A 26,897-nucleotide genomic window follows, 5' to 3' on the forward strand; every position below is an offset into this window, starting at 1 on the left:
GCGGGAGGCTGCGGTGTCCACTGTAGACACACGGTGGTTCAAGAGCAGCTACAGCACCAGCGGCGAAGGCAGCAACTGCGTCGAGGTTTCCTTCAACGCGCCCATCGCGATCCGTGATTCCAAAGCGCCCCACGGCGAACTGCACCTGAGCGCCGCCGCCTGGACCGCTTTCCTCACCAAATCGGGTGGTCGCTGAATCTCCGCAGCGTCCGCACCGACGGCCGCACGGAGACCATCCCCGCCGCGAACCCCAGGGTCGCGAAGGCGAGCGTCGCCAGAGTCGTGAGCAGGTCCGGCCACCCGCGGAACACGATCGACGCCGCGTACGAGCCGAGGATCAGGATCAGCGTCAGCACGTACGTGAACACCAGCGTGTTGCGGGCCGCCGCCGCGCTCGCCACGACCAGGTAGTCCCCGCGCAGGCACCGCCGGACCGACAGCACCAGCACCGCGATCGCCAGCACGCTCAGCGGCGGCAGCACCGCCGCGGCCGTGCCGATCAGCGTGTCCGGGAAGGCGTGGCCGTGGACCATGCCCTTCAGGAACGTCGTGAGCCCGAACAACAGCACCATCCCGGCGATCATCGACGACCCGACGACCACCGAGCCCCAGCGCACCCGGTCGGCGAACCGGGGCGGCAGCGGCACGTACTCGACCTGCCCGAACGTCCCCTGCACGCACCTCACCTCCGAACGCCGTGAAGGCCACCATAAGGAACTCGAGGTTCCTCGCGGTGGCCTTCACGGACAATCAGACCGAAAGGGCTAACTGGCTGCCAGCAAGTTGGCGCACCGGATGAGCCCGATGTGCGAATACGCCTGCGGATGATTGCCGAGGGACCGTTCGGCGATGGGGTCGTACTGCTCCGGCAGCAGCCCCGTCGGGCCGGCCGCCGCGACGATCTGGTCGAACAGCTCCTGCGCCTCGGTGCGCCGCCCGGTGAGCAGGTACGCCTCGATCAGCCACGCCGCGCAGATGTGGAAGCCGCCCTCGCCGCCCGGGAGGCCGTCGTCGCGGCGGTAACGGTACACAGTGGACCCACTGCGCAGCTCCGCCTCGATCGCGGTCACCGTGTGCTGGAAGCGCTCGTCGGCCGGGTCGATCAGCCCGGTGAGCCCGACGAACAGCGAAGCCGCGTCGAGGTCCGTGCCGTCGTAGGCCGTCGTGAAGGCCTGGACCTCGTCGTTCCAGCCGTGGGTGAGGACGTCGTCCTTGATCGCGTCGCGCAGGGTGGGCCACGCGCCCGGCACGCCCCGGCCGTACTGCTCGCCGAGCTTGACCGCGCGGTCGATGGTCACCCAGCACATGACCCGGGAGTAGACCCGGTGGCGCGGCACGTGCCGCTCCTCCCAGATCCCGTGGTCGGGCTCGTTCCAGCGCCGCGTCACGGCTTCCGCCATGGCGCGGACCATCTGCCAGTCCTCGTCACGCAGGTCGCCGCGCGCCGCGGCGAGGGTGCCGACCAGCTCGACGACCGGGCCGAAGACGTCCAGCTGCACCTGGTGGTTCGCCAGGTTGCCGACCCGCACGGGCCGCGAACCGGCGTACCCGGGCAGCGACTCGATCACGGCTTCGGCGCCGATGACACTGCCCGAAAGCGTGTACAGCGGGTGGAGCCGCTCCGGGCCGGCCAGCGTCGCGAGCACACCGTGGAGCCACTTGAGGTACCCCTCGGCCTCCTCGATCGAGCCGAGGTGCACGAGCTCCCGCACGGTCATCGCGGCGTCGCGGATCCAGCAGTAGCGGTAGTCCCAGTTGCGGACACCGCCGATCTCCTCAGGCAGCGACGACGTCGCCGCGGCGAGCACCCCGCCGGAGTCGGTGTTGACCAGGCCGCGCAGCGTCAGCGCCGAGCGCAGTACCAGGTCGGTCTGCACCTTCGGCAGCTGCAGCTTGGACGTCCACTCGCTCCAGTAGCGGCCCGCGCGGTCCCGGCGTTCCACTTCGGACAGTTCGTGCGGGCCGAGGTCCGGCGTGCCGCAGCGCAGCTCCAGCACGACCGGCTGGGTCGGCGTCGGCTGCACGAGCGCGGTCGCGGTGTCGTGCATGCCGTCGGAGGTGATGGTCCACTCGACCCCCGGCGCGTAGAGCACGAACGGCTCCGACGTGCCGAGCACCTTGACCCCGCCCTCGGTGATCTCCAGCTTGACCGGCACCCCGCCGAACTCCGGACGCGGCGCGAACGTGACGTCCGCCTGCGCTTCCCCGGAGATCACGCGGATCAGGTCCGTCCGGTGCTGCGGGCTCTCCGGCTCGAGGTAGTCGGTGACGAGCAGGCGCGACCAGCGCGTCTCGACCGTCATCGTGTTCGGCAGGTAGCGCTGGCCCAGCGGCAGGCCGTTGCGGTGCGGCTTGATGGAGAAGTGGCCCGCGCCCTCGCCGCCGAGCAGGTCGGCGAACACCGCGGGCGCGTCCGGCCCGGGGTGGCAGAGCCAGGTCAGCTTCGCGTCCGGCGTCACGAGCGCGACCGAGCGCTCGTTGGCCAGCATCGAGAGCCGCTCGATCGGCGGGGCCGACTCGCCGTAGAGCCAGTTGCGCCGCTCCTCCAGCAGGAAGCCGAGGACCAGCGCGACGTCGACGGTGTCGGGCACGCGGAAGCCGGCGAGCGTCTCGCCGTCGCCGACCTTGATGCCCAGGTCCGGGCCCGAGAGGCGGGCGAAGGCCTTCTCGTCGGTGACGTCGTCGCCGAGGAAGATCGCCGCCGTGGCGCCGACCTGGTGGCGCAGGATGTCGAGCGCGCGGCCCTTGTCCGTCTGGACGACCGCGAGCTCCACCACCTCCTTGCCGTCGGTGGTCGACACGCCCTCCCAGGTGGACGGTCCGTTGTGGACGGCCGCGAGCACCCTTCGGCCGGCCTCGTGCTCGGCTCGGCGCACGTGCACCGCGATGCTCGCCGGCTTGACCTCGAGCGACACGCCCGGGACGTCGAGCACGAGCTGCTCCAGCTCGGTCTCGAGCCGCCGGTGCAGCTCACGCGCCTTCTCGTCGAGGGCGTGGATGAAGCCGATGTCGAACTCGGAGCCGTGGCTGCCGACGAGGTTCACCTCGGACGGCAGCCGCGAGAGCGTGGCGAGATCGCGGAGCGCGCGGCCGGAGATGACCGCGGTCGTCGTCTCGTGCAGACCGGCGAGCGATCTGAGGGCGCCCACGGACTCGGGCAGCGGGCGTGCCTCGTCCGGGTTGAGCGTGATGGGTGCCAGCGTGCCGTCGTAGTCGCAGGCGACCAGCAGTCGCGGAGTACGGGCGATCTGCACGATCGCGCGCCGTAGCTCGGCGGGCAGGGCCTCGGCAGTCAACACTCCTCCTCAGGAGCTCGTGCATGGTCGTTCGGTTAATCGACCGCCTCGGCACCCAGAGCTTGCAGGAACGAGCGCGCCCAACGATCGACATCGTGCGTGAGGACCTGGCGACGCATGGCGCGCATCCGGCGACGGCCCTCTGCCGGGTCGAGCGTAATGGCAGCCACCAGAGCGTCCTTCACCCCGTCCAGGTCGTGGGGATTCACGAGGAATGCGCTAGAGAGCTCGGCGGCCGCGCCGGCGAACTCGCTGAGCACCAGCGCGCCCCCGAGATCGTGCCGCGCGGCGACGTATTCCTTGCACACGAGGTTCATGCCGTCACGCAGCGGCGTCACGACCATGACGTCCGCCGCGGAGAAGAAGCCGGCCAGCTCGGTGCGGTCGACCGACTGGTGGAGGTAGTGCACGACCGGGTGGCCGACGCGGGCGAACTCGCCGTTGATCCGGCCGACCATCTGCTCGATCTCGCCGCGCATCCGCTGGTAGTGCTCGACGCGCTCGCGGCTGGGGGTGGCGAGCTGCACGAACGTGACGTCGTCCGGCTGCAGGCGGCCCTCGTGGAGCAGCTCGTGCAGCGCCTGCAGGCGCAGGTCGATGCCCTTGGTGTAGTCGAGGCGGTCGACGCCGAGCATGACCGTCTTGGGGTTGCCGAGGTCGCGCCGCAGCTGGGCTGCGCGCTCCTGGACGCCCTTCGTGCGCGCGAGCGTGTCGAGCCCGGCGGCGTCGATCGAGATCGGGAAGGCGCCGACCCGGACCGTCCGGTCGCCGACCTGCATGGTGCCCGGCCGCGACCGGACGCCGACCGCGCCGCGCGTCGACTCGAGGCCGATCAGCTGGCGGCACAGCCAGAGGAAGTTCTGCGCCCCGCCGGGGCGGTGGAAGCCGACGAGGTCCGCGCCGGTGAGGCCGCGGATGATCGCGGCGCGCCACGGCATCTGCATGAACAGCTCGACCGGCGGGAACGGGATGTGCAGGAAGAAGCCGATGCGCAGGTCGGGCCGCAGCTCGCGCAGCATCGCCGGCACCAGCTGCAGCTGGTAGTCCTGGATCCAGACCGTCGCGCCCTGGGCGGCGACCTCGGCGCTGGCCTGGGCGAAGCGGCGGTTCACCTTGACGTAGCTGTTCCACCACGCCCGGTCGAACACCGGGCGCTCGACGACGTCGTGGTAGAGCGGCCAGAGCGTCGCGTTGGAGAAACCTTCGTAGTAGTCACGGACTTCGTCGGCGCTCAACGAGACCGGGTGCAGCACGAGACCGTCGTCGTCGAACTCCTCGACGTCGACGTCCGGGATGCCCGGCCAGCCCACCCACGCGCCCTTGCGGGAGCGGAGGAACGGCTCGAGCGCGGAGACCAGCCCACCCGGACTGGCCGTCCAGCGGCGCTCACCGTCCGTCGTGCGCTCGAGGTCCACCGGAAGCCGGTTCGCCACCACGACGAAATCGGCCGATCTCGTGTTCTCCTTCGGTTCACTCACGTCGCTCGCTCCTCGCGTCCCGGGTCGCGGCCCCAGAGTGAAACCCTATCGCGTGAGCGATGAACAGCCGGTGACCGTCGGGTTACTCCAAGCGTCGATCAGCCGGTTCGAGCGGACCAGCCATGCGTGGTCCGGCGAACCGCCGCTCGAGCCTGCCCAGACCGGTCCGTACCGGCTGGGCGAGCCATTCCCCGAGTACCACGCCCGCTGCCAGCGCAAGCCCGATTGCGACGGCTGTCATCAGCGTCGAGATGTCGCCACTGGGCTCGACCCCGATCCGGTACAGACCACGGTAGGTCGAAAGGCCCGGAAGCAGCGGAGTGATCCCGGACACGGCGACCACGAGCGGGGTCACGCCGAGCCGCCGCGCGAGCACACCACCGCAGAACCCGACCAGCGTCGCCGCGATGGCGGACGAGCTGACGCCGTCGAGCTCGGACAGCATGAGCGCGCCGTAGACGGCGGCGCCGATGGCCCCGGCGGCCGCCGCGACCAGCATCGCGCGCATCTTCGAGTACGAGGCGAGCGCGAAGCAGGCGGAGGCGCCGGCCCCGCCGATGATGACCTGCGGCAGCTGCTGCGGCGTCGAGCTGGGGACGTCCGGCAGCGGCGTGAGCGGCAGTTCGAAGAAGACGGCGATCCGCAGCGCCAGCACGACCCCGGCGATCAGGCCCGCCGACATCAGCACGGTTTCCATCGTGCGTCCGGCGGCGGTGACGTTGTAGCCGGTGATGGCGTCCTGCACCGCGGACACGGTGGAGAGCCCGGACAGCAGCACGGTCAGCGCGGCCGCGACGACGAGCGTCGGCCGGTCGGTGGTCAAGACCCCGCTGCTCACGACGGCCATCGCGGAGAGCGTCGCGACCAGGCCGCCGATCACCTGCTGGAAGAAGAACGGCAGGGAGTACCGGTTCACGAACCGGCCGATCCGGTCGATCACGCCACTGATGACGAAGGCGACGAGCGCGATGTCGAGGCCACCCCCGAGCAGGATGGTGATGAAGGCGGCGACCCCGCCCCAGGACAGCGTCGCGACCCAGCGCGGGTAGGGGTGCGGCGCCCGCGTGATCCGTTCGAGCTCGGTCTGCGCCTGCTCCGCGCCGACGTTGCCGCGCACGATCTGCCGGATCAGCTTCTCGGTCTCGGTCAGCCGGGTGTAGTCGAGGCTCCGGCTGCGCACGACGCGCAGCGCGGTGACCGGCGAGAGGTCGCTGCCGCGGTGGCAGGTGACGGTGATCGACGTGAAGATGACGTCGACCTCGCAGTGCGGCAACCCGAGCGCGGCGGCGATGGCGATGATGGTCGCGGTGACGTCCGACGCGCCGGCGCCGCTGGCCATCTGGACCTCCCCGATGCGCAGCGAGAGGTCGAGCACGAAGTTGACGGTGGCCTCGTCGGGCAGCTGAGGCCCCATGGCCTCCTCGGCGTCGACGGCGGGAAACTCACCGGTCGGAGCCTCGAGCACCTGCCACGGCCGCCGCCGGAGGAGGTTCGGGCGATGGGTCTTCGGGGTTCTTTGCGCGGGAGGTTCCAGGACGGGCCATCTGGTCGCCTTGCCCCCGTTGGCGCGCTCGTTGATCTTCATGATCCATCCACCTCCTCGCTCTCTCCTCCCGGACCATCGACGCGGGCAGGCCGGCTGTTGCAGTGGCGTTGACCACGTTGCCCATGGTGGCCTGGACCTGGCGATGCTGCCTGTCGAACGGATCTTGAGCGGAGCCCGATACACTGTGGGCGGCGCCGAGGGCGCCAGGCCGCTATAGCTCAGCTGGTAGAGCATCTGTCTTGTAAACAGAAGGTCAGGGGTTCGAGCCCCCTTGGCGGCTCCAAAAAAGTGGCCTTGAGCTGCTGATCTGACGCTAATCTTCATTAACTTGCAATTTGCAGGTGTGCCCGGGTGTGCCCGAGAGTTCTCAAGGGTGGCTCGCGGGTACCTAGCGCTTGGAGCGCGCTCCGGCCAACGGGAAGGCGCTTAGCTCTTGAAGTCGACAAGTCGATTCCCGCTCTGCGTGGTCTATGCGAAGTAAGGTGACTAACCGCGCGTGGCATGAGCTGACGCGTCGTGATGCGCCAGCACGCGACTCGACGGCTGACGGCCTTACTGATGCCAGTGCGTGGCTTGCGAGACGGCGTTGACCATGCGGGTCACCGCTGCTGCGACGGACGCGTCAGCGAAGGCTGCGGGTTGGTTCTGGGTGTTGAGGACGTCGGCGAGTTCGTTCCAGGTGATCCACGCCGCGGAACGCCCTAGGTGGTTGCGGAGCTGGGCAAGAGTCCACGGGTGGTGCCCGAGCCGGGCGTAGACGGCGTCGAGATGTTGGTCGATTGCGTCGGTGATGGTGATGCGGCCGCTGCCGGCTACGCGCACCGGAGGCGCGGCGCCGAGAACAAGCAGCAGAAGGGGTACGCGGGCGCCTGCCAAGGCGGTGACGGTGAGGTATTCGCGGGTGAGCTGCTCGGCCTGGAACGAGCTGGCGCGTAGGCGCTTTGCCTCGAGCAGGACCAGGCTGGACTGCCCGTGCAGCAGTGCGTCGGGCTGCACCACGACCTGGGCGGCTTTGCCGATGCCCTGGGGGTTGAGCACGACTTCGGGCAGGAACTCGATCGTGAATGCTTCCGCGTCGTGGGCGGCTTGGGCTGTTGCGGTTCTGGCGTCGTGGGCGGCGGCCAGGACGGCGCCGAGGAATCGGGCGCGGGGAAGGTAATCCAGCGCGGTCAGAACTTCAGCGGTGAGGACGTTCTCCCGGCCGCGGCCGCCGTGGCGGTAGTTGCGAGTGGCCGAGCCTTCCCACGAGATCTCGGTCAGCAGCCGAGCGAGGATGGTGGCTGCAGGCTCCGGTGGTGGTTGACTCACCGTCGCAACGGTACGGCGACTACAGACGTGAAGCAGGACTGATGCCGGATGCCGGGTCGGTGAGTTCGGTGCCCTTGTGGATCGTGGCATCGATCGCGCTGTGGTCTCGTACCGACTGGTCAGTCCGTGGCGCGTAGGGTCTGCGGAGGCTTGCAGCAACGGCGCCCACTTGGGCGGAGGTCTGCTGTGGACACAGACGAAGGGATGTAGTGGTGGCGCAGAAGATGCGGGTGGAGGTCCTCGACGATCTCGATGGCAGCGAGGCCGCGGAGACGGTCGCGTTCACCCTCGACGGAATCTCGTATGAGATCGACCTGTCGGCCGAGAATGCTGATGCGCTGCGTGGGGAGCTCGAGCGCTACGTGCAGGCGGCGCGACGGGTCGGGGGCCGGCGCGCACGGACTGCGCTCGGCCGGACGGCCGGAACCAACGGCGGCTCTGCGGCGTCGGAGCGGGGCAACTCGCGCGAGTACAACCAGTCTGTCCGGGAATGGGCGGCGGCCAACGGCTACGAGGTGGCCGAGCGTGGCCGGCTGTCCAGCGAGCTGATCAGTGCGTACGAGTCGGCACAAGCTGCCCCGGTGGAGGTGGCCGCGCCGAAACAGGCGCGGAAGCGGGCGTCACGGAAGTAGGCCTGCTACCGAGATCGTTCACGCCCGGTGAAGGGGGATTCTGGCCGCTGATGCAGATGTGGCCAGGTTAGTCACGGGGGTGGGCGCTCTGAGCATCCAACGCGGGCGCGGCGATGAGCGCGGATGTCAAAGTCAGCTTCAGCTTGTGAGTGGTCTCGTCGCCTTGCTCGCTATCGATGCCCAGGTTGATAGCGCCTTCCTCGGTCACGGCGAAGACCAGCTCTACTGAGCTCTCCTTGAGCACGAACGGATCGTCACCGTCGAGCGCCGCGGCCATCACGTCCCGAATTGTCTCGATGGCCTCGACGAGGACCTCCTCCGCAGCGTCGCCGCGTACTTCGTGCCGCGGAGCAAGGTCGGGCGGTACCAGAGTCATGTCCAGAACATGAGTGTTCTTCACCGTCACTGATCGCCCCAGCTTCACCGCCATGCCCAGGACTGGCACTTTGAACTCGATCTTCCCGCCCGCTTTCTCGGTGGCGATGGTGTTCAGTGTCAGCTGGACAGCCGACACTTTCATGTCGCGGTCGGACCGGGAGGCGGACAACCCAGCTCCGACAATCGCAGCTTTCACCGTGGCCACGAGGTCGGCAACCGGCACTCCATCGGACGTGATACGCATGTTTTCTCCTTCGACGACTAGGAGCTATACGGCGACCGCGTCGGGATCGCCGTACACGCTGTATGCCAGCCAGGTCGGGTCCATTCCATCCGACTTCGACGCTGACAATCTTGCCTTCTGTGTAGCGATCCCCAGTGTGTCACCGTTGCTGAGGTTCTCGTAAAAAAACTGAGCAAAGTTACCGGCGGTTTCGCTGCGGACCGGCCACAGCGTGCCAACGAACGCGCCGGCGCCCGCGCCCATGAACTGTTCGGCCCATCCGATCATCCGGCTGTATTGAGGTGCCACGCTGGCACTTCGGCAGGCATTGAGAAATACTAGTGGCGCCCGCGCTGACAGGCTTTTTGTCGTGACAGCGCTGTTGAGTAGTTCGGGCACGAAGGGTCCCCCTGACATCGCGATCGTTGAACCGCCATTGTCGGAGCTGAAGCTGTTGTGGCAGGAAAAGTGTAGCGATCCGCAGGTGCCGGATGCGATAAGTGAAAGTATATCTCGCAGTTCGCGCAGGACCGGTCCTGTGCCGAGAATCTCGGACAACGTCGTCAGTTCCTGTTCGACGTCCCGAGGGGATTTTTGTGAAACGATGTACGAGCACCCGGCAAGGCTGATCAGTCGAGACCGATGCTGCTTGAGTACCCTCCGAAGCACGGGAAACTGTTCCACGAGGAAGCCATGGTCTTCCGAGGGATGCAAGGGGTACAGCAATTCCCATGGTAGGACATCGTCTTTAGTGGCGACGGTGAACGAGGAGATGTCGTCCCGCAGTTGCCAGAATTGATCCTTGATAACATCGGGGACTACGTCGTTCCATAGACCGATTCCAATCTCCCTCGTCCAGTATGCGGCGTTGTCCGCCGTGTATGGGCCGCGGCCCTGTGCCATCAGTCGCAGAGTGTCCATGGTGCGCTCTACCGCCAGCGAAGGATCGGCAGTGAGTGATTGCGCCAGCGCCGGCTCAGAGTAGTAGCGATCGGACAGCAACTGGAAGGTGTAGCGACGCCGGACAGACGTATCAGAGTGAACCAGCAGCGTGACTTCGCCCCGATGAGCGGTCACGTCCGCAAGAGGAGCGACGACCGGTTCTCGTTCGGCGAGCTTCCCGCCGGACTCGACGGACACCTGTAAGGTCAGCTCGCCTGCGAACGTGCCGCCTGCGAACACGATGACCTGTAGTTGATGAAGGCCCGGCACGCGGGGGGCGAATTCGAACAACACGGGCTCAGCGTCGCCGGACGCCGGGACGGTAACGGCACGGCGCAACGATGTCTTCGCAGGTAGCGCATCTGGAGCGCGCACCAGGATCAGTACCTGCGTGCCCTCGGGCGGTATTGCGAAGCCTTTCAGTTGTCTGGATGACGACGAGCGCCTTGGTGCCGAGGGGTGCTCGGTGATCCGGATGAGCAGGCTTAATTCTTCGGACAGCGGTGCACGGGCAGGAAGATCGGCGCAGAGGTAGCGCTGCGGGAATCTGCTGGACGTTATTGAGCGGGCTGAAGGCGAGACGGCAGAAGCCTGCCAGCGATCAACGGAGTGCAGGCTGGCCAGCTCGGGGTGGGGAGCATGCTCGGAGGAGCGAGGAGCCGAAGGTCGAGGCCGACGTGGTGGTCGGGCCGGCAGCGCAGTAGGCGCAGCGCGCTCCGTCCTTCTGAAACTCTCGTCGGGCTCGCCCGCGCCGTAGACCTCGCGAGACTCTACCGCCGGTCTCGTATCGGCGGTAGATGCGCGCTGTTCGGCTCCAGTTTCTCGCCGGAGCGTGCGGCGTGCCCAGGCTAGCCCGCGCTGAAGACTCGACATCCGGTCTCGTGCCGTAGACGCCGGGCCTAAGTCTGGTTCCAGTGGTTCATCGGTGTCGTACCGGTCGAACGCATGTGCCGATTCCGGCGGCAGCTGCGAGGCTGTAGTTCGCCGGGGCAAGCTCTTCGGAGCGTCCACACGGTACTCCGAGGGTGACCTCCTTGCCCGCCCAGCGTTGCCAGAGGTGCCGGGCGGGTCAGCAGAGCGTGGTTCCGCGAACTCCGATCCCGCGGTGTCCCGCTGCGGCCAGGAGGTATCCGTGCCTCGAACGATTGGTATGGGGTGCGTGGGCGCGTCGTCGACGGAACGGGGCTTGTTCGCTGAGGCGGACCGGGCATCGCCGCCGGGCCCCGCCGGCGGCGACAGTTCGCCCGGCGCTCCCTTCGCAGTGCGCTCCGGCGACCGCGAAGGCTGAAGGCTCGTAGCAATACGGACCATCTGGCCAATAATTGTGGCGAACTCGCTGTCGATGCGGGCGGCGCTGTCCACCGCTTCGCGCAGCCTTCGTAGCCGCCGCGGCCGTGCAGTGGAAAAAACGTAGAGGTCTGATCGCACCGTTGCAGCTGCGTCAATCACGAACTGCGGGTTGATAGCCGGGTCCTGCAGCACATCCAGCACGAAGAAGACCACGGAAGACCGGGAGCGGTGTACATCCACCGGTCTATCAAGGAGCGAGGCCACTAGTTGGCCCAAGGTCTGGTCGTCCGGTGACATGCCTTAGCTCCTGTGTTCCTCAATTGCCGTAGATCTTCCGAGCGGTGCCACCCTGTCGGCTGTCCCAGTCGCTGAGGCGGTCGCATTCGTTACGAGCGGCAGCGCGTTGTCGGCATTCATCCGCGCCGGCCGGCGACCTGGCCGGATGCTGTCGCTGCTGGATCGCCATAGATTGCGTATGCGAGCCAGGTCGGGTCGGCGTTGGGGCCGCTGGTCATGTGTCGCGCGACGTGTGCAGCCTCGCCTAGGGTATGGCCGTTGCGCAGTTGGCTGTAGAACGCGCAGGCGAACTCGGCTGCGGTTTCGCTTTGGACCGGCCAGAGCGTCCCGACGAACGCCCCTGCTCCGGCGGCCATGAACTGCTGGGCCCAGCCCAGCATGCGTCCGAACTGCGGCACCGCCCCAGCCGAGCGGCACGCGTTGATGAAAACCAGTGGCGACCGCTTCGCGAGACTTCTCCTGGTCGCGGCGCTGTTCAGGAGTGTCGGAACGAACGGTCCTCCATCGAGCTTGATCGAAGATCCGCCCCCATCCGCCACGAAGTTGTTGTGGCAAGCGAAATGCAACGCGCCGCACTGTCCTGAAGCGATCAAATCCAGGAGCGGGTCCAGGCTGTCGATCACGTCGCCGGTGCCGAGCACTTCGGAAACTGCCTCAATTTCGTCGTGCGCGTTGCCCGGGATTTTGGATGAGAGTATGTAGGAGCAGTCGCCGAGATCGACTTCGCGCGTGCGATGCTGCCCGAACACTCGTCTCAGTACTGGAAACTGCTCGACGAGGAAGCCTTCGTCCCGGTCGTGGCGCAATGGGTAGAGTAGTTCCCACGGCAAAATGTCGTCAGACGTGGCGACGCTAAGAGATTTGATGCTCTGTCGTAACTGCCAGTACTGATCCTTGATCAATTCTGGAACGATGTCGTTCCATAACCCGATTCCAGTTTCGCGCATCCATCGCCTGGCGGCAGAGGTTTGGTAGGGTCCCCGTCCCTCGGCAAGTTGTTTCAGGGTCGTCACCGCCCGTTCGACCGCGACTCCTGGATCTGCGGTGAGAGCTTGGGCTACGACCGGTTCGAAAAGGCACTCCTCGGACAGCAGCTGAAATACGTAACGCTCGCCGTCGGATCTAACGAGCAGAGTGACTTCGCCGACGCGCGGTTGAGGCTGAGGCATGCGGGCCACGGCGATCGCGTTAGCGCCGTAACCAGAGCTGCTTCCGACCGCTACTTCGATCTCAAGTTCGGCGAGAAAGGTGCCGCCGGCCCACGCTGTGACCTGAAGCCGCTGTTGACCGGGTTCCCGGGTCTGGAACCCAAATCGGACAGGCTTCGCGTCGCCCGATGCGGGCACCGAGGTGACCTGTTCTAGCGGACCTTCTGGGATGAGGCCCGCTGGGGCCTGCACGACGATGGCGACGTCCTGCCCGGAGGCTATTCCATCGAGACGTGAAAAGCGGCGGGACCACGTTGGGGTTGTCTCGGTGATCTGCACGACGAGGCTGATGGCGGAGAATAGTGGTGCTGTCGAGGGCAGACCCGCATGCAGGGATCGGAACACTTCGGTGTCCGCCCCGCTCTTTCCCGCGGTCACCGGGTCGTCAGATTGCCCGGAAGGCGACCCCGCACCGCCCGCTGTTGAACGGTCAGGAGCACCCGGGTCGGGCGCCTGGTCGCCGCTGCCGCGCACGGGTGCTGTTGATTCACGCGCGGGCGGAGGAGAGTTGACGGGATTGGGCATGTCGGCGGTTGGGACCACGTCGGTTGCGCCGTAGGCGTCGTCTTTGAGGTAGTAGCGATGGCCTACTTGGCCGACGGTGACTTGCGCGTGAAAGGCGTAATAGCTCGAGAAAGCGACCCGTTTAGCTCGCAGTTCCGGGTCAGGCGGGTATGGCCGGTCGGGTAGCGCGATCCAGCCGTTGGCCCGGATCCCCTTCGCCATGACCTGCACCGGCCGGAACGTCGTGGGGTCGGGACGGTCGCTGCGCCGGACGATCTCCTCGAAGAACCACTCCGATGTGATCAGCGCCAGCATCGCCCCAGAGGACATGAGCGCCTCCCTGAGCGGAACGGCATCCAGGAGCCGTAATGTGTGAGTGATCGCCGTTCCGGCGGCGCCGTGGGAGCCGAAGCGTACTGCGCCCGCATGCAGCGCCATTTTGAGCCGAATTTGGGATGCGGCGTCGCGGGTCCGGTTATGCTGATGCAGCACTCGAACGAGCGCGGGGGGCAGGTCCTCGACAAACCGCTTCTCGGAGATTCTCTCCGAGGCGAGGACGAGTACGCCGTCTCCGCGGTCTGTGAACTGGCACTCCTTCCGATGTATGCGGGCACGGGAGAGAGCCTCAAGGAACAGGGTGTTCGCTGCTCGGTGCAGGTTCTGGTCCTCCAGCACAGTCCTGCGGCGGCTTCCGTAGTTCTGGATGTCAACGGCGACGATCGTTTGGCGCCCGGCTTTTCGTTCGTAGGTCAACGCACCCTCCTGACATCAACTTCAGTCATGCACACTACCTGGAGCGCTGAGGTTCTTTGGTGGTCGAGTGAAATCGTTGGCCAGTAATCACGATATCGATCTGCGGGTTTCCCTCGAAGTGGCGGTGACGACCTCGCGCGTTTGATGTTTGGCGCGGTGAATCGCGTCGGGAGCTGGCTTACTTTGGCGGTGCGCCACTGTGGGCGGTGTCGGAGGGCGCACGGCGGGCACGTCCGGGGTTTCGCGGAGCAGGTGATCGTGGTTTGCGCCTCGGTGCGCGGGCACGGGATGCGGCTGCACTGGGCGTGGCTATCGCGCGAGGGTGACGGTGACGAAGTCGAGTTGCCGGAGGTTGTTGCCGCCGGGGAGGGTGCTGCTGTTGCGAGGGTCGCGTCCGGCGCCTGGCTCGGGGAGTCGGTATTTGTCGACAAGCCGGGTGTGCTCGTCGAAGCTGCTGCCGGTGATCAGTGACTGGCCGAGGACGCGTGCCCGGTCCCCGGTGGCGCTGAGAAGGTAGAAGGCAATTTTCCGCTTTCCGATGTGGGCCAGGGCGATATCCGCGCAGCGCCACGTCCTTCCGCCGTCGAGGATGTCGCATGGACCGGGTTGCAGGTAGAAGGTGCTGGGCTGTTTGCCGTTATCGGGGAGGTTGGCGACGTAGAGCCAGAAGGTCTCGCCGGGCGCGACGGGAGCGGTGATAGGGCCGCTGAGGGCGATCGGGTCCTCGATCAGTTCGTCGTCGCGGACGGAGTCGATCCTGGCAGCTGAGGGTGTGCCCTCATCGGGCTGAGTCGCGGTGGTGGCGGCGAACGTGCCGACGGCGACGCCGAGCACGGTTAACGCGTAACCGGCGGACAGGGTCAGCGGGGATATCGGTGCGTTGCGCAGCTTCAGGGCGATGATCCATATGAATCCGGCGGCGGCCGCAAGGCCGCCCGCGATGATCCAGAGCCAGGAAGGGCCGGCGAAGGGCCATGTTCGTGCGTTCTGTGCTATCTGCAAGCAGGTGGCGATCAGTGCCAAGACGGCGACGATGAAGCCGGCGACGGCGAGTCTGTTGGTCACGGAGTCTCCATATGGGCGGGAAGGCAGTGGTGCGCAGTGACTCGCGCCGGCGGGGGCGTCGCTCGATGCATGGGTGCGGTATTCGGGGTGTCGTGGTGGCGCTGTGTTGGTTCTGCATAGGTCGCAGACGGGGGTGGTCGCTGTTACGGCGCGGGGCGGGCGTGAGGCAGATCCGGTGCCTGAGCTGAGGAGGTCCGGACGCCGGAGGTGATCAGGGCGATGAGCGGGAGGATTAGCGCACCGCCGACGGTCCAGCCGGCGGTGGTGGCGTGGACAGCGACGAGCTGGGATACGAGAGCTATGCCGCCGAAGAGCAGCACGATGACTGCGCCGGCGCGGGCGGCGGGGTTGAAGCCATCGAGGCGGCGTAGGACTCGGGTAGCCGGGCGCATGATGGACGGTGGACCGGAGGCTGCTGATGTGAGCGCTGGGCCGTCGGCGGGCTGAGGGCCGGGAGATGCGGTGAGGTCATCGTGGAGGAGCACGGCATCGCTTTCTGAGCAGGCGTGGTCGAGGCGGGTGGAGCCGGCATATGGACCTGCTCCACCCGCGCGGTCGGGGTGGCGCGGGTCAGTGGGGTGCGGAGCTGGGACAGCCCGGTTCGGTGCACCGGGACGGGGTCAGGTGCTGGTGGAGCTCGGCGATCAGCAGGAGCAACGCGGCGCCGGCGGTACCGAGGCCGACGAGCAGCACCCACCTTTGTGCCGTGACTGATCGGCACAGCTTGGCCGTCGCGGCAGCGGACCCGGCCATCGTCGTGGCGGCCAGCATGCCGATCAGCCGCAAGCGGGATGCCGTATCTGCCGAGGGCTGCGGAGTCGGTGCCGGGGTCGCGGATGGAGATGCCGTGGCTGGCTCAGCCAGCCGCGTCTCGGCGATGTCCTCGATCAGGTCGTCGCTGTTCTGGTTGACCGAGCGCCACGCTGTCAGCCACAGGTCCAGGTCGAGGCCGTGAACGCCGCAGGCGCGAACGAACGCCTCGAGCAACTCTCGCTTGGGGACGCGTCCATGGGTGGCGAAGCGATGCGCTGCGGACTTCGACAGGACGTGACCGGAGTTTTTGGCGATCTGCTCGTAGGTGAGGTCGTGTTCTGTCTTGAGCAGTTCGAGTGCCTCGCCGAACTCGCGGTGTGTTCGGGCCGCCATCGCGGTGCCGATGGCGGTGGTGGCGTCGGACGCCGCGGACCGGCGCGGGAGCGGTAGCACCCGGTCGTTGCGCGGTTGACTGTCGGCTTCGTGCCAGCGCCGGATCACCATGTCTTGCCAGGCGCGCGGTACGACTGCGCGGGCCATCGCCGTGGTTTCCTCGAGGTCGGGGGCGTCAATGGAGCTGAGGAAGCGGGCAAGCGGCTGCAGCGGCAGGTTGTGTTTGGCGGCCATCTGCTCCGCGGTCGGGCGGCTGGCGTGGGTCCAGAACTGCTCGAGCAGCTGACGCAGCGGGATGTCGGCAGCGCCGATCATGGCTGCGGTGGGGTCTGGGTCGTTCATGGAGGTGGTCCTCAGCTGATGCGGCGGGCCGGTGAGGTGCGGCGGCCGAGTCGGGCCGGAAGGTGGGCCGCGCTGGCGGCCGCGATCGCGCAGGCGCCGGCCAGGGCCCGCAGCGCGATGTCGGGGGTGTAGCCGCTGCGGACGAGCACGATCAGCACGACGACTACGACGACGAGCGTCGCCAGCCGCGGCCACTGTCCGGGAGTACAGGTCGCACCGGGAAATCGCTGCCCCAGGTGATGCATGGGTCGAGCCCTTTCGGGTTGTGCCGCGCGGAAAGCGGGATGCGCAACAACGGTGAGCGGGGAGTCGACCGGTCAGCACCGTCGTTGCGTGGTTGGCGCCACGTGATCAACTAACGACGGTTGGTTACCGATCTCGGCCAGTGTGCCTGCGGGGTGCGACTGCGGAAGGGCATCCCAGGTCCCACCCCGTCCCATTCGTGGTGCCGTGGGTCACATCACGCGTTGAGCACGGCATGGCTACGGCGACGTCTCGACGCGTGGAATGGCCACGTCCGGGCCATGGTCATCACAGCCTGACAACGAGCTGTCTTCCTGCGGTTATCCCATCCCACTCGATGAGTTGACAGGCTGAACGGGTCCGGGATGATCGGTGTGCCGGGGAAGCCGACGACACTCGGCCAGCGGAAAGCGGCCCGTTGGGGCGGGCGCGTGTCGGGGCTGGTGCGGCCAGGTTGGCGCTTGGCCGCACCAGGGAGCCCAGCCGCAACGACGCTGCGGCTCGTCCCATGGCACGCGGCCTCCCGTGTGCGAGCGTCTACTCGAGCAGGCGGGATGCCGCGGCGATCGAGAGGCCGGCGGATCTGTTCGCGGTCGCGATTGCGCTCGCTTGTGTCTTGCCTGCGCGGCGTCGTGATGCCAGCGGCCTTGTCGATCTTGTACTGGGTAGTAGAGTTCTCACGTTCGTACCCCTCGGTCCGCGTGGGTGCTTCGGACGCACGCGCGGCTCCCTGTTGCAGCAGGGGGCCGCGCTTTCATGTGCGTGTAACTCTGACGAGTCTTCGCTGATCCTTGTCTGTTCCGTGTCCGGTGGTCAACTCACCAGACCGTGTGACGCTGATAATCCTGCCGGATGTTCATATTGTGCGCCGGACGGGTCCGCCTCCACTGTCGGCGACCTGCCCGGGTGAACAGCGCTTGCCGTTGCTAAGCGAACGCATATCCTGGGAAAACTGGTATGAACGGCGTCGTTCATAAGCACGTGTATGCGCGGTGGAGAACCCGTGATCGGAAGCCAAAAGGGCAAAAAGTTGACATCTTCGATTAATCCGAAACGGTGTTATTGTGGTCCGAAAGTGTTGCTTTGAGTGTGCGCAGGCAACTCTGAGGTGATGAATGCGGCGCGGAAGATGACCGTACGAGCGGCTACGGCGTCGACCGCTCAACGCAGAGTGGCGACCGTTCGACGGCAGAATGTGTCGGATGAGTATCTGAACGTGGCGCGGCATCACTCCGGCGGCGGCCGTGTCCGCGGCCTCAGGATCGCTACGCTCGATGCACGGTTTGACCGGTAGGCGCGGAAGGGGAGTACAGCACCGTGGGCGAACACTCGGAGGAACGGGCCCCGCAGCAACGCCTCGACGCCGATGTCGACCTGACCAAACCCAGCGCCGCACGGATGTATGACTGGTATCTCGGCGGGACCCGCAACTGGGCTGTCGACCGGGAGTTCGGTGAACGCGCCGTCGCGACTTGGCCGCAGGTCAAGCAGGTCGCCCGGCACAACCGTGCGTTCCTGCGGCGGGTGGTGAGTGCGGCCCTTGACGCCGGTGTTCGGCAGTTCGTCGACCTCGGCACCGGTGTTCCCACGGTCGGCAACATTCACGACATTGTCCGCCGCCGGCGACGCAAGACCCGCGCCCGCGTCGTCTACGTCGACTACGAACCCGTCGCCGCGAGCCAGGGGCGGCAGATCCTCGACGAAGACGAGGTTACCCACTGGGCTGCCCTGGTCCAGCAGGATCTGCGTGATCCCGACGCGATCTTCGCCCATCCTGATGCCCAGCGGCTAATCAAGCTCGATCAGCCGGTCTGCTTCCTGTTCATCGCTGTCCTGCACTTCGTCGGCGACGGCGACGACCCGCGCGGCATTCTGGATGCCTACCGCCGGATCGCGGCGCCGGGCAGCTGGCTTGCGCTGACCCATGCCTGCAACGACGCGGCGCCCGAGCCTGGAGCTGGCAACATCCAGACGGTCGTCGACAGCTACCGCAACACCAGCAACCCGATGTGGCTGCGCGACCGCGGCACTGTCGCCGGCTGGCTGGACAGCCCGGAATGGGATCTGCTTGCCCCTGGCATCGTCCATCCCCCGGACTGGCGTCCCGTCCCCGGGATGCGCCTGGACGCCGCGCAACAAGACGCCCGGCCGTACATGTGGGCTGGCGTCACTAGCCGGGGTTGACCTCTCGGCCGGTTGCCGGGCCGCTCTGCACCACTGCTTGCAGTGCTGAACGCATCTGCTGAACCGCCGATGCCTGCTGAGACGTCTACCGTCCGAGGGCGGGGTAGATCGTGAAGTAGGCGACATGGACCGGGCGAATGTGTTCGAAGTGCCGTCGGTCCACCGTGGCGATTTCGACTGTCTTCAGCCGCTCAGCAGTGGCCACGACAGCGGCGTCGGCGACGCCGAGGGGCCAGTCCGAATACTGCCGCATCAACACCACCATCCGTTTGTAGTCGTCCACCATCGGGTCGTAGATCCGAAACTGGGGAGACTGCATCAACATCTCGACGAACGACGCTTCAGCATCGCCGCCGAGATGCTTCTCGATGTATTGACACACCTCGGTCAGCACCAGAGACGGAACCAGGAGGTCACGTGTCAGAGCTGACTCGAGCCACGCCCGCACAGCCGCGTGATGGCTGTCCTTGGCGTTGGCCATCGCGACGAGTGGCCCGGTGTCCACGACGATTGGACGTGCCATCGCGTCCTATGACCTCGTCACCGCACTCAGGTGTCGTCCCGACCGCGGACCTCGGCCTTGACTCGCTCCGAGGCGTCGGCCGGCAGATCGAACATCCCCAGAAACGACGGGAGTGGATACGGCTTCGTCTCCTCAGGCTTCTTCCCGCGTGAAGATTTCGACGTCTCCGTGACCTGCGAACGAGCAGCCTTCGAGGTCCTCACGAATCTGCCGCTGGTTGCGCTCCTCGCAACCCAGGCGCCCTGCGGCTTGCGCAGTCCGATGGCGGCAGCCTGCGACCGGCCGGCTGCACCGGTCGACGTGTCGGGCTCTGGCTGCTGGCCGCTCATGAGGCCATGTTACAGGCCGTCCTCGCTTCCAGAAGGGCTTATCGATCACGTCATTAGAGGGTGAATGACCCGGCTGAACGTCGCACCTGCACTTCCGGGCACGGTGCACATCGGCGTCTCACCAGGCCCGAATCGCCGCGGCTGCCAGTCTGCAGGCACGCTGGCCGGCATGTCATGGCACCGTATGGCGCCTGTCCTGTCCTGTCCTGTCCGCGGCGCGGCCGATTGCCTGTGGCTGCTGTCAGTTCGACGACCGGCCACGCAAGCACGGATGTAGCCACGAGTCGGCCCGGCCTACGCGGAGAGCAGCCACCGAGAGCGGCCAGTCCAGCAGCAAGGAGAGTGACTGACATCACATTGTGGTCGACTGCAAGTTGAGTCACGTTGGACAACGCTGGACGCAGAACTAATTCAGAACTAGTCTTGAGGAATGAACATGACCGCACCGGAGGTCAACTTCTCCGATCTGCAGCGCGACGCCAAGGGGGTCGTGCACAAGCTTGAGCACTCCGCCTCTCGCGCTGTGCGGATCCGACGCCGTGAGCGAGACCAGCAAGACCTGGTCCTCGTTACCGCCGATCGCGCTGCCCAGACGACTGAAGCTGCCTCTGCAACCGCTCGCATCTTCATCGAACTGATGAAGCAGGATGCTGGCGCGCGAGCGTTGCTCGAAGTCTTGCCGGCCGCGTTCCCGTGGGTTCGCTACCTCGCCAAAGAGGAGGTGCAGACCTTCCTGCTCGAACTCATCGATGTCACCGAGAGATCCGAATCGCTGGGCAACCCGGCGCCGCTGGCCAACCTGGTCGCTGCCTGGCGCAGCACCGCCGAGATCCACGCCGACCCTGAACTGGCGAAGATCCTCACCCAGGACGGCGACGATTTCGGGGCAGTGCCGGAGCCTGGCGACGAGTGAGCCCGAAGAAAGACGAACGCGTCGCTCCTCCGCCCGTCGGCGACGAGTGGGACGTCCGGTTCGGCACGAAAGATGCGGCTGCGAGCTGGGATGAGCTCGTACGCGCGGCGACGACCAATGCTCGCCGCGCGTACGACCTCATGCGCACTGCACCAGGCCGAGACCCCGACACTCGCCATCACCGCCTCAAAGGGCCGCTGGCCAACGGTGCGCACCGCGGCCGAGTGCTGCCGCAGTGGCAGATCGAAGTGACCGGCAGTGGCCGAATCTGGTATCTCCTCGACGAGGAGAGCCACACCGTCTGGATCCAGTACGCCAGTCTCCAGCACCCCAAAGAGACCGAATAGCCGACGAGACCGCCCTTGTCACTCGAACCTTGGCTGGTGGGCATCCCCAGCGCGCTCGTTGCAGGCAGCGTGATCGCAGTCAGCGTCAAGCGGCGTGTCGTGCCCTGGGGAGCTCGCAAACTGCTCCTGAGGGATGCCCTGAACAAGCTCGCTTGTGGCCGGCCTTTGGACTACCTCGACAACGCACTCGGCGCACCACTGCGCACCGGCGCGCTCCGAGACGCCGCGCCCGGACGGCTGTATAGGGTGTATCGCAATGTGCACGTCGTCGTCACCGTGACTGCCGCTGGTGAGCACGGGCCCATCGACGCCTTCTCCATCTCAGTGCGCGATCCGAACTTCCGCTTCGACACTGATCGCCTGACAGCAGGCTTGTTGAAGATCGACCTGGCGCAAGGATCCTTCGCGTCGATGACCGATTCCGCCGACGGCAGGCGGCTCATCATCGGAGCCAACCGGATCGGCTATACCGAGGCGTTCTACTTCGGGAATCCCGGCTACTACCAGACCTTTCTTCTCTCCTACAACGATGTCGCCGGCGGAGATTTCCAATACGTGGACGGCCGTCACGAGTTCGCCGCAGGCACTCTCGCTCTTCCTGCGTTGGATGGGCAGCTGCCTGATAGTCCTCGCGGTGGCTGGATCGGCGAGTTCCGCGCCGGCACCCGCGTCAACACCCTCACCGTGCTGAACCAGGGTGCCCCGCTCGATGCACTGGCGACCGGGCACTCCTGGGGGATCGACCGCGGCGAAGTCGACCACATCCCTGAATGATCGTGAGTGACGTCGAGCTCGATGATGCTGGCAGCCGCACGGCCTTCAGGCGACAGCTGCGTCGGGGGACGGTGAGTTGTTACGCTCGACCGCTCGTGCCGATGTATGAATAGTGACATCCACGTTGGACCCTCAACCTGGGGAGGTGCGGACATGACCGGTGTCGAAGTGGCGGTCGGCTTCTTGGTCGCATGGGCAGCACGCAAGCTCAGCCGGGCCGCGAAAAAGGCCGATGAGATCGCCGACGACTCCATCGACCTCGCCCTCGACCGCCTGCACGACCTCATCAAGTCGAAGCTGGGCGCCGATCCCGCCCTGGCGCGACTCGAAGCTGAGGCGGGCGAGACCGGCGAAGCTGGCGAGCGAACCCGCAAGCGCGTCCAGCTGGCCCTCGACGACGCAGTCACCGACGATGCCGAGTTCGCCGCGCAGCTCAACCAGGCCGTGGCGCGGGCACGGCAAGCTGGGGCCGGTGGCGTCGTCACCACCGGCGATCGGGCGATCTCTGCCGGCGGAGACATCTCCGGGATCGCATCGACTGGTGACGGCGCGGTCAACATCCAACGCCGATGAGTCCCGACGAGCAGCCCGATCTCTTCGGGCCGCCTACCGTCCCGAAGAGCGACCGCAACGCGGTGGTGGGCCGCGATTCCAGCGGGATCGTTTCCACCGGAGATCGCGCGATCAACGTTCAGATCGGGGAGATCAACCTCCGAACCGGTGTCCCCGTCCGCACTCAATACGCCCTGCAAGTCCAGCAGATCGCGCCACACCGGTTGCACGGGCGCGACCCGGAACTCCAGGAGCTGCGAGACTTCTGCGGCTCCGACGCGACCAGCGCACGCTACTGCTGGTGGCGAGCTGGTCCGTGGTCGGGAAAAACCGCGCTCATGGCGTGGTTCGTGCTACACCCCCCGCCCCAAGTGCGAATCGTGTCGTTCTTCATCACCGCGCGGCTAGCGGCACAGAGCGACCGAAACGCGTTCATCGAGAACGTGATGGAGCAGCTGCTGGCCTTGCTGGGCGAACCGTGGCCCACCTACTTGACCGAGTCGAACCGCGACGGCCACCTGCGTCGCCTGCTCCACGACGCAGCCGAGGCCTGCCGGGACCGGGGCGAACAGTTCGTCCTGCTGGTGGACGGTCTCGACGAGGACCGAGGAGTGTGCGCAGGCCCGAACGCATACAGCATCGCCGGGCTCCTACCCAAGAGATTGCCCGCCGGAATGCGCGTGATCGTGTCCGGACGACCAAACCCGCCCGTTCCCTCCGACGTCGCTCCTGATCATCCGCTGCAGGATCCAAACATCGTCATAAACCTGGAGCCGTCGCCCTACGCACTGGCCATCAAAGCTGACATGGAACGTGAACTCGAGCACCTGCTCGAGGGCAGCGCTGCAGAACGAGACATTCTCGGACTGGTCACCGCGGCGATCGGCGGCTTGTCACCATCGGACATCGCTGAACTCACCGGGCAGACGCCGTGGCAGGTCGATCGCCGGCTGCGTGCCGTCACTGGTCGCAGCTTCTCCACACGTAACAGCCACTTTGTCGCCGACGGCCCCCAGGTGCACCTCCTCGGCCACGAAGAACTGCAGCTGACGGCGCAGAGGATGCTTGGTGAGCAATGTCTTGCCGATTACCGCGATCGATTGCATATGTTCGCGGACCGGTACCGGAACTTGAGGTGGCCAGAGCAAACACCGGAGTACCTCCTACGTGGCTATTTTCGCCTGCTGGAAGACCAGCTCGATGTTGCAAGAATGATCGACCTCGCCACCGACCTCGACCGCCAGGAACGGCTGTTCGTACTGTCGGGCGGTGATTCATCCGCAATGGCAGAAATCGCCACAGTGATGGATATCGCGGCCGCCCACGGAGACCTCACCGCTCTGGTTCGATTGGCCGTACACCGCGACCGCCTCGCCGGCCGCATCAGCCTGATCCCCGTAGAACTTCCGGCCGCTTGGGCACAGGTGGGCCAAATCGGCCACGCCGAAAAGATCCTAGCATCGATCAACGAGCCGAGTCGTCAGCTGACAGCCATGGTCAAGATGGTGGAAGTGCTGGCGGCGCAGGGACAACGTCAGCTGGCTCAGGAGATCCGAAGCAATGCGGAAACGATCGTTCGGTGCGCCACAGACTTGCATGCCCGTCCCTGGATGCAGCTTCACCTGACCGAGGCCGCGCTCTCCCTCGGTGACACCGACATAGCCGAGTCGCATGCACGATCTATCGCTGACCGTGAAGCGCGAGCTACTGCGCTCGCGCTGCTTGCTGAGTGCGTCGGCGAACTCGGGGACGCCGATCGGGCCGAAGAGCTCGCGCGCATCATCGACGTTCCGTCTGAGCGAGTTCGTGCGCTGGTGGCAGCGGCACGGGCCGCGGCAGCTGACAATCAAAGTGGACGCGTCAATAAGCTGCTCGACAGCGCCGAGAAGGCCGCCCAGGACCTGCGCTTCGACAGTGAGCTGATCGACGAACTCCTGCGGATCGCAGATGCAGCTGCGTTCGCAAAGGAGCCTCGGCGTGCAACCGCCCTGGTCGCTCGCGCAGCTGCATTACCCGACAGTGCCTACGTTGCGATTGACAGCTCTGTGCAAAGGCTGCTGAAGATGGCGTCCGTGACCTCCGCGGCCGGAGATGTCGGCAGAGCCGAAGAGTTCCTCGAGCACGCCGAACGAAGGGCCGACAAAATCAATGGGTCATTTGCCCGATTTGCCGCGTTCTTGGCCATCGATGTTGCGGTGGCTGCCCTAGGCGGTACTCGTCGTCCTCATGACCTTGCCGCACCCGCAGATGCTGGTGACGCTGACGCTTTGATCAGGGCCGCCCGTACGGTTGCCGCGACAGGAGACCTTCCCCGCGCCATCGAGCTAATTACGCAAGCCGAGCACATCAGCCGCCCATTCGTTGACCTCGTTAGCTACGATTTTGCACTCGGCATATTCGCCAAGAACCTAGTCGAAGCCGGCGAATTCCAGTGGGCGGAAGAGGTAATCGAGTCAATTCCGGAAATTTCCACGCGCAACGGCGTGCGGTCTCGGCTGGGCTATGCGCTGGTTGAAGGCGGTGAGTACCAGAAAGCGGATGAGGTCGTTCGCGTCATGATGGACGAGCATTGTGGACTGTCAATGCTCGCTCCAGTACTTCGTGCGTTTGTCGAAAGCGGTGATCTTTCTCGGCTTGAATCGATAGCTCGGATAGTCGGCGACGGCCGGGAATGGTATCCAACAGAGCTTCAATACTTAGTATCTCTTTGGGGGGACGCGGTAAGTATTACTCGCGCGGCCGAGTTTGCTCGATCGATCCACGTGGAATCAGGCAGGGTACGTGGGTTGATCGCGGTCGCTAGAGTGGCCTCGACTGCAGGCGACGTGGCACTCGCAAAAAAATCTTTCAACGAGGCTGTAGTGGCTGCGCGCTTACTTTCGGACCTGGATGAGCGTGATGTTATCTTGTATAACATCAGTTATCATATGGTCGATGCTTCCGAGTGGGACAATGCTGAGTTTATTGCTGATTCGTACTTGTCGTCCCGTTCTAAAATTGACGCATTAGCGTACCTGGCGGTAGGACTCAATTCTCGCGGACAAGTCCGGCGGGCGCACGAGGTGCTTATTCGTGTTGAAGCGCTTGCGCTATCGTTAAGCGACCGATGGGCTCAGGCAGAGGGACTGGAAGCGGTAGCCGAAGCGTGGTCACGAACTGGCCACTCTGATCGGGCCGTTCGTCTCGCTAATCGCATTTCAATTCCTGGACGAATCGGTATCGTCCTGGGGAGAGTTTCCAGGGGTGCTGCGGAGGCAGGTGACCTCGAACGAGCTGAGGCGATCATTGTCGCCATGTCCGAATGGCGAGAGCGAATTCCGGGCCTTCGGTCATTGGTTGCGGCTCATGCTGAGCGCGGTCAATGGTCGCACGCCGAACGTGTCGCGCGTTCAAGGAACAATGCCGTAGAGCGAGAGGAAGCTCTCGACGAGCTCGCCACCCAAATCGCGGGAGATGGCCGCCTGGTCGAGGCCGTGTTGGTAGCACGGACAATCGAAAGTTCAGCTGGTAAGGATGACGCGCTCGATCACATTATCGACGTCGCGGCGCACTTGGGTGATTGGGAAAGCGCTGAAAAGATCGCCGAAGAAATCGCCGATCCCGAAACTCGAGCCAGTGCAATGCTGAAAGCGGCGCAAGGTGGAACGCTGTCTGTCAAACGCAAGGCTCTTGCGGCTGCCCTGAGGCACATGGAGTGGCAATGCTCGGTTAGATTACTACTTAAAGTGGGCCCCGACGCGGTCGCGGCACTACTACGCGAAGTTGGTGTTATCCGAAAGCGTGGCCGGCAGGCCGTAAACGGCAGTCCGGCCGTCCGGTGACTTTTTGCCGCCGTCAATGTAGAGATCACTGACAGTCAGCGAAACAGACTACGCGGGAGTGGGTGCGCTGGCTCGAGTTTCGCGAAGTGCAACGAGATTGCGCGGGCAGGTTCGCCGCTGTCCGCCTCATCGTGATACGGCGCCGCGAGAATGTGTGAATCGTTCGAAACGTCCATGGTCCCTTGTCAGGGGAGCACGGTGATCGTCCAGTGCTCGAGACCGGTGGGATTGGCGTCGTCGGGTGGTGGTGTGAATGTGGCGGGTGGCACCAGCAGGTGGCGGGCGACGACGATGTCGCGGCGGCCGGACACAGGCACCGTCAGCTGGGTCTCGGGCTGCCTGTAGTCGGGGTTCTCGAACTGCAGCGGTGTGCCGGTGAAGGTGAAAGAGCCGCTGCGGGCCTGGACGAGCGGCTCGTTCACTGGTGCGGGTGCCGTGGACGGTTCGGCGGGGAATTCCATGTAGACGGTGACAATGTGGGACTGGAAGGCGCTGGCGAACGCGATACCGTTGGGTCCGAATGCACAGATATCGCCGGTGGCGAGAAGGCCATCGACGAGGTTGCTGGGGAGTTCGGCGCCGGCGGGCTCAGTGTTGGCGAGAAAGAACAGGCCGGGATAGACGGCGACGGTGCGGTGAACCCGCTGGATCACGGTCATGTGCTGAACGGTAGCAGGGCGTGGGGGGGGGGGGGGGGGGGGGGGGGGGGGGGGAAAAGGGGGGGGGAGGGGGGGGGGGGGGGGGGGGGGGTTTGCCCCTGGGGGGGGGGGGGGGTACCCCCCCCCCCCCGAAACACGGCGAGC

22 protein-coding genes and 1 tRNA gene are annotated in these 26,897 nt (G+C 65.8%); 9 read left to right on the forward strand and 14 right to left on the reverse strand.

Features of this window, described 5'->3' with window-relative positions:
• The first annotated feature begins 13 nt into the window (after positions 1 to 13).
• Positions 14 to 196, forward strand: a complete 183-nt coding sequence (locus ACZ61C_RS00975) for a DUF397 domain-containing protein (RefSeq protein ID WP_465301445.1) — start codon at positions 14 to 16, stop codon at positions 194 to 196.
• On the opposite strand, the gene ACZ61C_RS00980 is transcribed toward ACZ61C_RS00975, so the two are convergent.
• From ACZ61C_RS00980 to ACZ61C_RS00995, 4 genes are all read right to left on the reverse strand, one after another.
• Positions 174 to 677 (reverse strand): hypothetical protein, encoded by a 504-nt coding sequence (locus ACZ61C_RS00980; RefSeq protein WP_465301446.1) that lies wholly within the window; start codon positions 675 to 677, stop codon positions 174 to 176. The genes ACZ61C_RS00975 and ACZ61C_RS00980 overlap by 23 nt on opposite strands.
• A gap of 87 nt (positions 678 to 764) precedes the next feature.
• Positions 765 to 3,296, reverse strand: coding sequence for a trehalose-phosphatase (otsB, locus tag ACZ61C_RS00985; RefSeq protein ID WP_465301448.1), 2,532 nt, complete (start codon positions 3,294 to 3,296; stop codon positions 765 to 767).
• Between the two features lie 35 nt (positions 3,297 to 3,331).
• On the reverse strand, positions 3,332 to 4,774 hold the full coding sequence (locus ACZ61C_RS00990; RefSeq protein WP_465301450.1) for an alpha,alpha-trehalose-phosphate synthase (UDP-forming): 1,443 nt from the start codon (positions 4,772 to 4,774) through the stop codon (positions 3,332 to 3,334).
• Between the two features lie 82 nt (positions 4,775 to 4,856).
• On the reverse strand, positions 4,857 to 6,359 hold the full coding sequence (locus tag ACZ61C_RS00995) for a threonine/serine exporter family protein (protein ID WP_465301452.1): 1,503 nt from the start codon (positions 6,357 to 6,359) through the stop codon (positions 4,857 to 4,859).
• Positions 6,360 to 6,527: 168 nt separating this feature from the next.
• Here ACZ61C_RS00995 and ACZ61C_RS01000 point away from each other — a divergent pair.
• Positions 6,528 to 6,603, forward strand: a tRNA-Thr gene (locus ACZ61C_RS01000).
• 269 nt (positions 6,604 to 6,872) lie between these two features.
• Here the strand turns inward: ACZ61C_RS01000 and ACZ61C_RS01005 are convergent.
• Complete coding sequence (locus ACZ61C_RS01005; protein ID WP_465301454.1) at positions 6,873 to 7,628, reverse strand: hypothetical protein; 756 nt, start codon at positions 7,626 to 7,628, stop codon at positions 6,873 to 6,875.
• 212 nt (positions 7,629 to 7,840) lie between these two features.
• Between ACZ61C_RS01005 and ACZ61C_RS01010 the strand changes: the two genes are divergently transcribed.
• Positions 7,841 to 8,260 (forward strand): histone-like nucleoid-structuring protein Lsr2, encoded by a 420-nt coding sequence (locus ACZ61C_RS01010; RefSeq protein ID WP_465301456.1) that lies wholly within the window; start codon positions 7,841 to 7,843, stop codon positions 8,258 to 8,260.
• Between the two features lie 67 nt (positions 8,261 to 8,327).
• Here the strand turns inward: ACZ61C_RS01010 and ACZ61C_RS01015 are convergent, their stop codons facing one another.
• The 6 genes from ACZ61C_RS01015 to ACZ61C_RS01040 all read right to left on the reverse strand — a co-directional run bounded on the left by ACZ61C_RS01015 (position 8,328) and on the right by ACZ61C_RS01040 (position 16,653).
• A complete protein-coding gene (locus ACZ61C_RS01015) occupies positions 8,328 to 8,882 on the reverse strand; it encodes a trypco2 family protein (RefSeq protein ID WP_465301458.1) in 555 nt (184 codons plus the stop codon).
• 24 nt (positions 8,883 to 8,906) lie between these two features.
• Entirely contained in the window at positions 8,907 to 10,097 is a 1,191-nt protein-coding gene (locus ACZ61C_RS01020) for a CHAT domain-containing protein (RefSeq protein WP_465301460.1), read from the reverse strand.
• A gap of 1,409 nt (positions 10,098 to 11,506) precedes the next feature.
• On the reverse strand, positions 11,507 to 13,855 hold the full coding sequence (locus ACZ61C_RS01025) for a CHAT domain-containing protein (protein WP_465301462.1): 2,349 nt from the start codon (positions 13,853 to 13,855) through the stop codon (positions 11,507 to 11,509).
• 309 nt (positions 13,856 to 14,164) lie between these two features.
• The gene (locus tag ACZ61C_RS01030) at positions 14,165 to 14,920 is read right to left on the reverse strand and encodes a hypothetical protein (RefSeq protein WP_465301464.1); all 756 of its coding nucleotides are present in this window, start codon (positions 14,918 to 14,920) and stop codon (positions 14,165 to 14,167) included.
• 570 nt (positions 14,921 to 15,490) lie between these two features.
• Positions 15,491 to 16,408 (reverse strand): helix-turn-helix domain-containing protein, encoded by a 918-nt coding sequence (locus ACZ61C_RS01035; RefSeq protein ID WP_465301466.1) that lies wholly within the window; start codon positions 16,406 to 16,408, stop codon positions 15,491 to 15,493.
• Positions 16,409 to 16,419: 11 nt separating this feature from the next.
• Positions 16,420 to 16,653, reverse strand: a complete 234-nt coding sequence (locus ACZ61C_RS01040) for a hypothetical protein (RefSeq protein ID WP_465301468.1) — start codon at positions 16,651 to 16,653, stop codon at positions 16,420 to 16,422.
• 1,315 nt (positions 16,654 to 17,968) lie between these two features.
• Here ACZ61C_RS01040 and ACZ61C_RS01045 point away from each other — a divergent pair.
• Entirely contained in the window at positions 17,969 to 18,835 is an 867-nt protein-coding gene (locus tag ACZ61C_RS01045) for an SAM-dependent methyltransferase (protein ID WP_465301470.1), read from the forward strand.
• 85 nt (positions 18,836 to 18,920) lie between these two features.
• Here ACZ61C_RS01045 and ACZ61C_RS01050 read toward each other — a convergent pair whose 3' ends face one another.
• Positions 18,921 to 19,358 (reverse strand): type II toxin-antitoxin system VapC family toxin, encoded by a 438-nt coding sequence (locus ACZ61C_RS01050; RefSeq protein ID WP_465301472.1) that lies wholly within the window; start codon positions 19,356 to 19,358, stop codon positions 18,921 to 18,923.
• Between the two features lie 26 nt (positions 19,359 to 19,384).
• On the reverse strand, positions 19,385 to 19,687 hold the full coding sequence (locus tag ACZ61C_RS01055; protein ID WP_465301474.1) for a hypothetical protein: 303 nt from the start codon (positions 19,685 to 19,687) through the stop codon (positions 19,385 to 19,387).
• A 430-nt stretch (positions 19,688 to 20,117) separates the two neighbouring features.
• Here ACZ61C_RS01055 and ACZ61C_RS01060 point away from each other — a divergent pair, with 430 nt between their 5' ends.
• From ACZ61C_RS01060 to ACZ61C_RS01080, 5 genes are all read left to right on the forward strand, one after another.
• The gene (locus ACZ61C_RS01060) at positions 20,118 to 20,600 is read left to right on the forward strand and encodes a hypothetical protein (protein WP_465301476.1); all 483 of its coding nucleotides are present in this window, start codon (positions 20,118 to 20,120) and stop codon (positions 20,598 to 20,600) included.
• On the forward strand, positions 20,597 to 20,947 hold the full coding sequence (locus ACZ61C_RS01065; protein WP_465301478.1) for a hypothetical protein: 351 nt from the start codon (positions 20,597 to 20,599) through the stop codon (positions 20,945 to 20,947). Before ACZ61C_RS01060 ends, ACZ61C_RS01065 begins: the two co-directional genes overlap by 4 nt.
• Positions 20,948 to 20,983: 36 nt before the next feature.
• Positions 20,984 to 21,721 carry an ETEC_3214 domain-containing protein gene (locus tag ACZ61C_RS01070; protein WP_465301480.1) on the forward strand — a complete coding sequence of 246 codons (738 nt, stop codon included), beginning with the start codon at positions 20,984 to 20,986 and terminating at the stop codon, positions 21,719 to 21,721.
• A gap of 153 nt (positions 21,722 to 21,874) precedes the next feature.
• The gene (locus ACZ61C_RS01075; protein ID WP_465301482.1) at positions 21,875 to 22,294 is read left to right on the forward strand and encodes a hypothetical protein; all 420 of its coding nucleotides are present in this window, start codon (positions 21,875 to 21,877) and stop codon (positions 22,292 to 22,294) included.
• The gene (locus ACZ61C_RS01080) at positions 22,291 to 26,094 is read left to right on the forward strand and encodes a tetratricopeptide repeat protein (RefSeq protein WP_465301484.1); all 3,804 of its coding nucleotides are present in this window, start codon (positions 22,291 to 22,293) and stop codon (positions 26,092 to 26,094) included. Before ACZ61C_RS01075 ends, ACZ61C_RS01080 begins: the two co-directional genes overlap by 4 nt.
• A 185-nt stretch (positions 26,095 to 26,279) precedes the next feature.
• On the opposite strand, the gene ACZ61C_RS01085 is transcribed toward ACZ61C_RS01080, so the two are convergent.
• Positions 26,280 to 26,753: a hypothetical protein gene (locus ACZ61C_RS01085; protein WP_465301486.1), complete on the reverse strand. Its 474-nt coding sequence runs from the start codon at positions 26,751 to 26,753 to the stop codon at positions 26,280 to 26,282.
• Positions 26,754 to 26,897: the final 144 nt, after the last annotated feature.

The organism is Amycolatopsis sp. NPDC104587 (assembly GCF_055583645.1).